Source organism: Streptomyces sp. NPDC002265, assembly GCF_040296125.1.
Taxonomy (GTDB): domain Bacteria; phylum Actinomycetota; class Actinomycetes; order Streptomycetales; family Streptomycetaceae; genus Streptomyces.
Genome location: NZ_JBEOWS010000345.1, coordinates 1 through 10157, shown reverse-complemented (window position 1 = coordinate 10157; position 10157 = coordinate 1). Strand labels below are relative to the sequence as shown.

Sequence of the window (10157 nt, the reverse complement as noted above, 5' to 3'; positions counted from 1 at the left end):
CGGAGCGAGCAACTCCCACTCCAGATCGGTGAGTTCATGGCGACGTATCACCCCACCATGATCCACTATCCGATGATCTTTGAAGACGGACCCTAATAGCTCAGCGGTGAGCCCAACTACGGAAGTGCAAGGGCCCGCTGTGTGAGGGGGAAGCCTGCCGCCGTTCCGGGACTGTGATCCCTCAGGTCAGACCGGCTCCTCCTCATACGCCGCTGGGCGGAGGCCCAAGGTGGATCCGGGGACGCGATCCCTTCACCAAGACCGCGCCCCGCCCGGCGGCACCGCACCCAGCCAGGATTTCATGTCCCCAGCCCGCCGACAGGGGCCGACCTCTCAGCAGTTCGCGAGCCTGGCGCTTTCCAGCAGACCGAGGTCCCTGCCGGTCGTTGGAGGAACCGAGCCGGAACTTGCGCCGAGGCCCCCTGACAGCGGTCCCTGGTGCTGTTCGGCCCGGATGGCCTTCTGACCTTGGATGGTGCTCGAGCGCCTGCTCAGGCTGTTGTCGCCGTTCCGGTGGGTGACTCGGGAGCAGCGGCGACGGCTTCGTCGATGAGTTTGGCGGCGATGGTGCGGGCGTGCACTCCGGCACCGATGTGGTTGAAGGCCATGCTGCGGGCTGCGGCGCCGTCGTAGAGCAGGGCGAGCTGCTCGCCGAGCTCTTCGGGGTTGCGGGCACCAGCCTGCTGGGCGATGGCGGTGAGACGGCGGGTGAATTCGGTCTTGTACGCGGCCGCGAGTTGATGGACGGGGTGGTCGGGGTCGGGCACCTCGACGGCGGCGTTGAGGAAGGGGCAGCCGCGCAGCGGGCCGTCGGAGGTGCGCGGATCCCAGTCGAAGATCGCAAGCAGCTGCCGACGGGGATCCGCGCACGCCTCCTCAGCGAAGGTCTCGGCCGGCAGCAGGCCGTCCTGGAGCTGGCTCAGGTAGGCGTGGACGAGGTCGTCCTTGCTGGCGAAGTGCGTGTACAGGGTGCGCTTGGACACGTGGGCGGCCGTGGTCAGCTGCTCCATGCCGGTGGCGTTGACCCCTTGGGCGGTGAACAGCTCGGTGGCCGCCTTGAGGATCCGTTCCCGGGCGCCACGGCCGCGGCGTCGGCGCACGGGGGGTACTTCATCGCTCATAGCTTAATGATACCGATCGTTTTACATAGCTGGATCCTCCTGCTACGGTCGAAAGCGTAAGGAAACCGATCGGTTTGGTTAAGGGCGGGTGAGGACCCTTTCCTCCCGCCCCTACGACGCCGCAGATACCGGGTCGTGCCGTTCGCGGGCAGACCCCTCGCGCCTCCACCCCAGCTCACCGTCGAGTTCGGCCGGCGCCCTCCCGTGCCCTGTTCCGGAGAAAGATCCATGTCCCAATCCCCTGTGGATTCCGCCGTAGGCCATACCGCCGCGGTGCGGGCCCACGCCCCCGAGGCTCCTCACGCCGGGCGGCGCAAGCCGCATCCAGGACTCGTGCTGGCCGTGCTGGCCACGTCGGTGTTCCTGTCCGCGCTTGACGCCTTCGTCGTCAACGTCGCCCTGACTCCAATCGGCCAGGGCGTCGGGGAGACATCGCTGTCCAAGCTGAGCTGGATCCTCAACGGCTACGCGATCGTCTACGCCGCGCTGCTGGTCCCGGCGGGCCGTCTGGCCGATCGTTACGGCCACAAGAGCGGATTCCTGCTCGGCCTCGGCATCTTCACCGTGGCCAGCCTGGGGGCCGCCCTCAGCGACAACCTGTGGGCGCTCGTCGCTTTCCGCTTCCTGCAGGCAGCCGGCGCCGCCGTCCTGACCCCCGCGAGCCTCGGCCTCGTGCTCACCACGGCCCCGCCAGCGAAGATCACCCGCTATATACAGATCTGGGCGGCCAGCGGCTCGCTGGCCGCGGCAGCCGGCCCCGTCGTCGGCGGCCTGCTCGTCCAGGTCGCCTGGCAGTGGATCTTCCTGCTGAACCTGCCGATCGGCATCATCGCCCTGGTCATGGCGGTGCGGCTGCTGCCCGCCGGACGCCGGAGCACCGACACCCGCCTGCCCGACCTGCTCGGCGGAGCGCTCCTGGTGGTCGCGATCGGCGCGCTGGCACTGGGCCTGGTTCAGGCCCCCGAGTGGGACTGGTGCTCCGGATCGACGATCGGCAGCTTCGCGACCGCCGCGGCCGCACTCATCCTGTGCCTGGTGCGCTCGAAGCGCCACGCGGTGCCCGTGGTGGACCTGAGCCTGCTGCGCGACCGCGGCTTCGCCTGGGCCAACATCGCCACCCTGCTCTTCTACGCCGCCTTCGCCGTCCAGCTGCTCGGCGTCACCTTGTGGCTGCAGCAGGTCTGGCACTGGTCGGCGATCGAGACAGGACTCGGCGTCGCCCCCGGCCCGGCCATGGTTTTCGTCGCCGCCTCACTCGGCCAGCGTCTGGCCCGGCGCGTACGGGTCGGCGTCGTCGCCGCCATGGGCTCCGTACTGGTCGCCCTCGGCACCGCCTGGGTCGCCCTGAATGCGAGCAGCTCCCTGAACTACGCCACCGACATCCTGCCCGGCTGGCTCGTCGCCGGCGTCGGCGTCGGTCTCGCGCTCCCCACGATGATCTCCTCCGCCACCTCCGGCCTGCCCCAGGACCGGGGCGCTACCGGCAGTGCGATCGTCTCCATGGCCGGCCAGGTCGGCACCGTGCTCGGCGTCAGCGTCCTGGTCGTCATCCTCGCGGACGCCGGATCCGCAGGACCCGCCCGCACCTTCTCCCTCGCCTGGTGGATCTCGGCCGGCGCCATGGCCGCCAGCGGCCTCGCCGCCCTGGGCCTCACGCCCCGTCGCCACCCCAAAACCGTCACGGCCCGCTAGCCCCAGCAGCAGCCGCGGCGCCCGCTCACCCCGTGGGCACAACCAGCAACCCACCAATCCCGCCGGAGCCATTTGACCGAACCGTACCTACACCTGCAAAAACCTAGGCAATAGCGACATAACCTTCTGAATCGCGCACATCAAGGAGACCTGATGCGTTACACCACCTTCGGACACCGGACCGGACTCCGCGTTTCCCAGTACGCCCTCGGCACCGGCAACTTCGGCACCGGCTGGGGAGCCGGCGCCGACGTCGACGAGTCCCGCCGCATGTTCGACAGGTTCGCCGAGGCCGGCGGCAACTTCCTCGACACCGCAGACAACTACCAGTTCGGCGAGTCGGAGAAGATCCTCTCCCAGTTCATCGCGGCCGACCGCGACCACTTCGTCGTCGCCAGCAAGTTCAGCGTCGCCTCGACACCGCAGGTGGACATCTCCAAGACCGGCAACAGCCGCAAGAACATGATCCACTCGGTGGACGCCAGCCTGAAGCGCCTCGACACCGACTACATCGACCTGTACTGGGTCCACTTCCCGGACGACCTGACCCCCATCGAAGAGATCCTGCGTGGCCTGGACGACCTGGTCAGCTCCGGCAAGATCCTTCACGTCGCGCTGTCCAACTTCCCCGCCTGGCGGGTCTCCCGCGCCGTCACCCTGGCCGAGCTGAAGAACTGGGCCCCGATCGCTGGCATCCAGATCGAGTACAGCCTGGTGGAGCGCACGGCCGACCGGGAGCTGCTGCCGATGGCCGAGAGCCTCGGCCTGGGCGCGGCCCTCTGGTCCCCGCTCGGCGGTGGCCTGCTCACCGGCAAGTACCGCGGCAGCGCCGAGGGCCGCCTCAGCGACCTGAAGACCCTGGTCCACACCGAGTCCGACGCGCAGAAGACCGCAGTCGTCGACACCGTCCTGGACATCGCCAAGGAGACCGGCGCCACGCCCGCCCAGGTCTCCGTGGCCTGGCTCCGCGAGCGCGGCACCCGCTCCACCACCCCCTACATCCCGATCATCGGGCCCCGCAACACCCGCCAGCTCGACGACTACATCGGCGCCCTGGACGTGCAGCTCACCGACGAGCAGTACACCCGTCTGACCGAGGTCAGCGCCATCCCGCTCGGCGTTCCCTACGGCGTCAGCGTCGGCGTCCACGACCGCATCCTCGGCGGCGACGCCTCCCTGGTCGACCAACCCCCGGTCCCCCTCGCCTGAACGAACCTGTCGCCCGCGGCTTCACCGTTTGGCAGCGCGAAGACTGCGACGTGAGACGGCAACGACGCCGTCACCCCACGGCGGCGCACTGGCCGGCGGGACCAGCTGCGACTGCAGCTCGTCCCGCCGACACGCCAAACGGGCACCACACGGCTGGTGCCCTACAACCATCACCAGCCGTGAAGGCGAACACCCGACCTCCTAGCCACCCTGCACGGCGCCCAAGGCCCCGACGGACACCCCCAACTCGCCCACCGCAACGAGCAGAGCGGGGACCGGGACCTGCGCGGCGTGCTGTGGAAACGCTGCTCCCAGAACATCGGCCCCGACAACCTCCCCACCGGACGGCCGCGCCGGCGGATGGTCCACCCCTCCCGGCAGCGCGCATCCATGGAACAACTGCGCTGCCAGGTCTGCGCCCGGCCCGCCCGAACGAACCGGGCTACCTCTTCCTTGCCAGACCCCACGAAGTGGGGCCCGCGGACGCGGTCGTACGCACCGCGCAGCCGCAGGTGTGCGTCCGGAACGCCCGGACCGCAGCCGAACAGTGCCCCCATCTGAAGGGCCGGCCCACCGCGTTCCTCACCCAGAGCGCCGCTCTACGGCGTCATCGGACCCCCTACCACTACACCCACGGCGGCCTACACGTCTTACCCCCACCGCGCCGGTCCCCACCGCAGACCGCTCCGGGCAGCGTGACGTCGAGAAGGGCTTCCAGCCGGGAGACCGTCTGCTTGGGATCTTCGGCAAGGATGGTTTCCATGCCCAGATCCGCAGCAGGCGGGAGGTAATGGCGGCTGTCGTCGACGAACACGCACGCCTCACCTGGAAGTTCCATCATGTCCAGTGGAAGTGCCGGCACCTGTGCGGGCACCAGCTGCCTTCAGGCGGTGTGGCGCTGGGGCTTGGTTCCGTCGACGGCCGGGGCGGCAGCTTTGCCCGGCAGGAAGATCAAGGCGACGACCGCGCCGGCCAGGGCGACAGCCGCCGCGCCTACGGCGGTGATGTGCATGGCGTGGATGAAGGCGTCGTGTGCGGGCCGTATCAGGGCTCGGCCGGCCGGTCCCAGCTTCTCGGCGACGGCGAGGGTCGCCTGTACGGATTCGCCTGCCGCGTGGCGGTCGGAGGCGGGCAGCACGCCCAAGTGGCCGTCGATGCCGTTGCGGTAGGCGGTGGACAGCAGTGACCCCAGGACGGCGATGCCCATGGCTCCGCCGACCTGCCTGAAGGTGTTGTTGATGGCGGATCCGGAGCCGGCCTTCTCGCGCGGCAGTGACGACATGATCATGACGGTGGCGGGTGGCATCACATGGGCCATGCCCGTGCCCATCAGGAAGAACAGCACTTCCAGCACCCAGATTGGGGTGTCCTGGCCGAGCAGCAGGAATCCGACGAAGGCCACGGCGGTCAGGACGAGACCGCCGGCGCAGACGGCGCGGATGCCGAAGCGGGCGACGACCAGCCGGGCCCGCGGTGCGAAGAACATCTGGGAGACGGCCAGTGGCACCACCAGGAGGCCGGACTGCAGGACGGTGTAGCCGCGCACGCTCTGGTTGTAGAAGACGCTGAAGAAGGTGACGCCCATGAGGGCGAAGAAGACCAGGCCGATGGCGGCGACGGAGGCGGAGAACCGCCGGTTGCGGAAGTAGGTGACGTCCAGGGCCGGGTGGTCGCTGTGGGCCTCGTAGGCCACGAAGCCGGCCAGGACCGTGACACCGGCGAGGATGGTCGCCCAGGCTTCGGGCTGGGTGAAGTCGCCCAGCTGGCCGCCCTTGATGATGCCGTAGACCAGCAGTGCCAGACCGGCGATCGACAGCAGGACCCCGACGGGGTCGAGCCTGTTGGGCCGGGGGTCCTTGGAGTCGGGGACGATCGCTGCCATGGCTGTCATCGCGGCGGCCACGATCGGCACGTTGACCAGGAAGACCGAGCCCCACCAGAAGTGCTGGAGCAGGAGGCCGCCGGTGATGGGGCCGGCGGCGATGGCGAAGCCGACAACGCCGGTCCAGATGCCGATGGCCTTGGGCTGCTCCGCGGGCTCGAAGACGTTCATGATGATCGCAAGGGTGGCGGGCAGGATGAACGCACCTCCGAAGCCCATCACTGCGCGAAAAGCGATGAGCTGCCCGGAGGAGTCCGACACCGCGGAGAGTACGGATCCCGCACCGAACACCGCCATGCCGAAGAGCAGCACCTTCTTGCGGCCCAGGCGGTCACCGAGAAGGCCCGCGGTGAAAAGGAGCCCGGCGAAGACCAGCGTGTAGGAGTTGACCGCCCACTCCAGCTGGCTCTGGGTGGAGCCGAGTCCGACCGGTGCGGGCTGGGCAATCGTCTTGGTCGCCACGTTGAGGATCGAGTTGTCCAGCATGACCACCAGGAGGCTGCACGCGAGCACGGCCAGGATGGCCCAGCGCCGGCGGTGGACCGCCTCGGGGACACGCCGCTGGACGGGCGCCGTGGAGGGTGCGGGTGCCTGCGGCGTAGAGGACTCGGCGGGGGCGGGCGGTGATGCCACGGGGGACTCCAAGGCTGTTGGTGTTTGGGGGGTTGCCTGGCGGAGGGCGTCGGTGCCGGGTCGTGGCAGGAAGAGGCTCTGCCTGGGTTGCCGAGTCCCGGACGCCCAAAATAGATGTTGATGCAAATCTAAACAGAGAGCTAGGATAGATGGCAAGTGACATCCATTTAAGGAGAGTGATTCCATGGGCCGTGTGTCCCGGGCGCAGGCGCAGGAGAACCGGCAGCGCGTCGTCGCCACCGCCTCCCGGATGTTCCGCGAGGAAGGCACCGCGGTCAGCGTCGCCGACCTGATGAAGGCCATCGGACTGACCCACGGCGGGTTCTACAAACAGTTCGCCTCGAAGGACGACCTGGTCGACGAGGCCATCGCCCACGCCTTCGCCGGGCAGGAGGCGCACTGCGCGCCGGCCGGCCCCGACGAAGCCCCCCAAGAGCACGAGGCCGCCCGGCAGAAAATGATCGAGGACTACCTCTCGCTCTGGCACCGCGACCACCCCGGCGACGGCTGCCCCGTCTCCGGATTCGCCGCCGACCTGGGGCGCGAGGCCGGCCGGGCCGCCCGCTCCCGCGACCTCTACATCGACGGGATCCGCAACCGCGCAGCCCGCCTGGCCACCGGCGACGACGACGGCATGGCCCAGCTGTGCACCCTCGTCGGGGCCGTCGCCCTCGCCCGCGCCACCCGGGGCAACCCGATCTCCGAAGAACTGCTGCACGCCGCGCGCACGGCCCTCACCGGGGACACCACCCAAGGGTCCGCACCACAGGACACCGACTGACCGCGAGCCGCACGGGCAGGCCGGCCGGCCACGCCGCGCACGGCGCCGCCGCCGGCCGGGCCCGCCGGACAGCTCCGGATCCCCAGGGCGAACGCACAGCAGGAGACGGCTGCCCGCGGATGCAGCGCAAGGGCCGGCTCACCAGGACGGTAAGCCGGCCACCAAGCGCCAGGGCCGACTCACCGGGGTGGTGAGCCGGCCCTTGCGGTTCAGCCCAGGTAGAAGTCCTTGCGGGCGGCCACGAACTCCTCCACCGACCGGGCGGGAGCGCCCGTCACCTGCTGGACGCCGTCGGCAGTGCGGTGGTAGCGGTCCTCCCGGTGCAGCCGGGCCATTGTGGCGACGTGCTGGACGAGGTGCGGCGCCATCCCCATCCTCGGAAGCTGGGCCTCCCACCTGTCCGCGGGCACATCCACGTAGGAAACCGGGCGGCCCAGCGCCCGCGAGAACTCCGCGGCCAGTTCGTTCATGTCGAGCGAGCGGGGTCCGGTCAGCTCGTAGACCTGCCCGACGTGGGCAGCCGGGGCGCGCAGCACGGTGGCGACAGTGCGGGCGACGTCGTCCACGGCGACCGGCGAGGTACGCCCCGCACCGAACGGCAGAGCAATCGTCCCGCTCTCCTGGATGGACCGCGCCGCCATCATCGTGAACAGCGGAGTATCCAAAAAGGCCGTCGGCCGGATGTGCACCACCGACAGACCCGACCAGTCGAAGACCTGCTCGGCCAGCCAGTGCAGCCGCTGCTGGTGCGACTCCCCGGTGCCGGTGGCGGTCATCTGCGACACCGTCATCTGCGACAGGTCGACCAACGCCTCCAGCTTCCCGTATTCCCTGGCGACAGAGGCCACCACGGTCGCCGCGAGCAGGTGGTCCGGCGACACAGCCATCGCGAAATACATCCGCGCCACACCCTGCAAGGCGGCTGCCACCGTCTCGGGCCGGGTCAGGTCACCGATGACGACCTCGGCGCCGGCCGCCCGCAACGCGGCCGCCCGCTCGTCCTCGCGCCGGACCATGAACCGCACCGACACGCCGTGGGCACGCAGATCCTCGAAGACCGCGCGGCCCACACCGCCGGAACCGGGAATGAGAACAAGATTGCTGGCGACCATCGGCCGGACTCCTTCGAGAAAGCGGAACAATGAGGTTGAGGTGCGGCCCGAGCGGCGGCAGAACCGCCGGCAAGACGGCCCCGCCGACATCACCACCGATCCCGGCGACGACGTCAGTGGCTCCGCGGACGGCCGGCTCCGGCCGTCCGCCTCGGGACAGCGGCAGGTGGCGCAACGCCCGACCCGCTCGGTGACCCCACCGACCCCGAATAGATGCTTCACCAAATCTAAACAGGGGCCAAGATAGATGTCAAACACAATCTATCCTGTAAGGGGTTCCACGACCCGCCCGAACCCAGACACAGGAGAACCGGCACGGCGCCGCAGCCGCCACCCCCCGACATTCCACAAGAAGGACACCGCGCCCGCGGTCAGCGTCACCGACCCGACGAAGACCCCCCGACAGACCCATCACGGCGGGCTCCGACGGCCGAACCTTCTCCACCGGTCAATTACGTTGGCTGGTTCACGCCACGGTGGGCACCTGGCCGTATCAACCGGGAACTCCCCCGAGTTGATCGCCAAGGACCTCGCCATCGCGATCTAACAGGGACCCAGCCGGGACAGGGAGCGGCCTCCGTCCCAGGCGAAACTGGCGCAGTCGTACGGGCTGTCGTCGGGCACGGCCGCTGCTGCGCTGGCGCGGCTGGCGGCGGGTCTGATCCGGACGACGCCGGGCAGCGGCGCCTTCGCCGCCTCCCGCTCCAGCGGCATCACGCCGAATCCGGTCTTCGACGTCATGGACGCTGCGTCCGTCTGCCGCACGCTCGCGCGTCTGAACTTCGGGCCCGACAAGCCTGACTCGCCGACCCTTCACATCGGCGGCAGCCCGCACTTCGGGACCGTGCGGGAAGACGAGGAGACCCTGCCGCCGCGTCCCCTCGACGTCGGCGCCCTGACCGCCCTCGACCGGCACCTGCTGCACTGGATGAGCGAGGCCTACCGAGCGGCAGGTCGCTGTCAGCACGCCAGCCCGGACCCTCACAGGGGATCCTCTGCGCAAGGGCTGCGTGGCACCGTACGACAGCCTGGTGGCGGTCGCATCTGTCATGTACGCTCCCCGATCACTCGAAGTTGATCATCTGGCTGGGTATTCAGGGAGCAATACATGGGGACGCGTATGTTCAGATCAGCCACCAAGGCGCTGCTCGCGGTAGTCGCGGCGCTCGGGATGGTGCTGGCCGCCAACGGGCCGGCGATGGCGGCCGACGTCTGGAAGTACTACCCGGACGGCGACGGCTGGGAGATCGACCTGGTGCGCGACGGCACCCCCACCGGGTACGGAGTCTTCAACGCCGACCCGCAGGGTGTTGTCAACCCCATCCCCGGTGACGCGTTCCAGGCGTGCGACACCGCCGCCGACGGCAAGGGCATCGAGATCCAGAGGAAGTTCACTGGCGGGTCGTGGACCGTCATGGCCACCACGCGGGGCCACAGCGTGGTGGGTGACAGCTACTGCACGTTCTGGGAGACGGACAACATGCCGGAGGAAACTCTCCTGCAGGTCCGGGTGTGCATCGTGCAGGGGGAGCACTCGACATGCTCGGAGGCGAAGTACTCCTACGCCTGACCGGCATCCAGGAAATCATGCAGGAACCAGACAGGCCCCCGGCCCTTCACAGCCGCAGGGGCCTGCCGGTGGCCGTCGCCGTTACGGCCGGGGCGACAAAGAGCCGCTGGACAGGCGGTCCCCGCTGATACTCTGACCGGGAAGGGCCGCCCATGAC

Annotated in this window: 9 protein-coding genes; 4 read left to right on the top strand and 5 right to left on the bottom strand. The window is 69.3% G+C overall.

Annotation, left to right across the window (positions count from 1 at the left end; translation table 11 throughout):
• Nucleotides 1–491: 491 nt before the first annotated feature.
• Nucleotides 492–1121, bottom strand: coding sequence for a TetR/AcrR family transcriptional regulator (locus ABT085_RS38210; protein ID WP_351619038.1), 630 nt, complete (start codon nucleotides 1119–1121; stop codon nucleotides 492–494).
• A 228-nt stretch (nucleotides 1122–1349) separates the two neighbouring features.
• On the opposite strand from ABT085_RS38210, the gene ABT085_RS38205 reads away from it, so the two are divergent.
• Together ABT085_RS38205 and ABT085_RS38200 are read left to right on the top strand one after the other, a co-directional pair.
• Nucleotides 1350–2813 (top strand): MFS transporter, encoded by a 1464-nt coding sequence (locus ABT085_RS38205; RefSeq protein ID WP_351619035.1) that lies wholly within the window; start codon nucleotides 1350–1352, stop codon nucleotides 2811–2813.
• A 153-nt stretch (nucleotides 2814–2966) separates the two neighbouring features.
• Nucleotides 2967–4022 (top strand): aldo/keto reductase, encoded by a 1056-nt coding sequence (locus tag ABT085_RS38200; protein ID WP_351619032.1) that lies wholly within the window; start codon nucleotides 2967–2969, stop codon nucleotides 4020–4022.
• 625 nt (nucleotides 4023–4647) lie between these two features.
• On the opposite strand, the gene ABT085_RS38195 is transcribed toward ABT085_RS38200, so the two are convergent.
• Nucleotides 4648–4836 (bottom strand): hypothetical protein, encoded by a 189-nt coding sequence (locus ABT085_RS38195; RefSeq protein ID WP_351619029.1) that lies wholly within the window; start codon nucleotides 4834–4836, stop codon nucleotides 4648–4650.
• Between the two features lie 69 nt (nucleotides 4837–4905).
• Complete coding sequence (locus ABT085_RS38190) at nucleotides 4906–6537, bottom strand: MFS transporter (protein WP_502982913.1); 1632 nt, start codon at nucleotides 6535–6537, stop codon at nucleotides 4906–4908.
• A gap of 184 nt (nucleotides 6538–6721) precedes the next feature.
• Between ABT085_RS38190 and ABT085_RS38185 the strand changes: the two genes are divergently transcribed.
• Complete coding sequence (locus tag ABT085_RS38185) at nucleotides 6722–7318, top strand: TetR/AcrR family transcriptional regulator (RefSeq protein ID WP_351619026.1); 597 nt, start codon at nucleotides 6722–6724, stop codon at nucleotides 7316–7318.
• 209 nt (nucleotides 7319–7527) lie between these two features.
• On the opposite strand, the gene ABT085_RS38180 is transcribed toward ABT085_RS38185, so the two are convergent.
• Both ABT085_RS38180 and ABT085_RS38175 read right to left on the bottom strand, forming a co-directional pair.
• Complete coding sequence (locus ABT085_RS38180; protein WP_351619024.1) at nucleotides 7528–8430, bottom strand: NmrA family NAD(P)-binding protein; 903 nt, start codon at nucleotides 8428–8430, stop codon at nucleotides 7528–7530.
• A gap of 543 nt (nucleotides 8431–8973) precedes the next feature.
• A complete protein-coding gene (locus ABT085_RS38175; RefSeq protein WP_351619021.1) occupies nucleotides 8974–9171 on the bottom strand; it encodes a hypothetical protein in 198 nt (65 codons plus the stop codon).
• A gap of 379 nt (nucleotides 9172–9550) precedes the next feature.
• Between ABT085_RS38175 and ABT085_RS38170 the strand changes: the two genes are divergently transcribed.
• Nucleotides 9551–10000: a hypothetical protein gene (locus tag ABT085_RS38170; RefSeq protein WP_351619018.1), complete on the top strand. Its 450-nt coding sequence runs from the start codon at nucleotides 9551–9553 to the stop codon at nucleotides 9998–10000.
• Nucleotides 10001–10157: the final 157 nt, after the last annotated feature.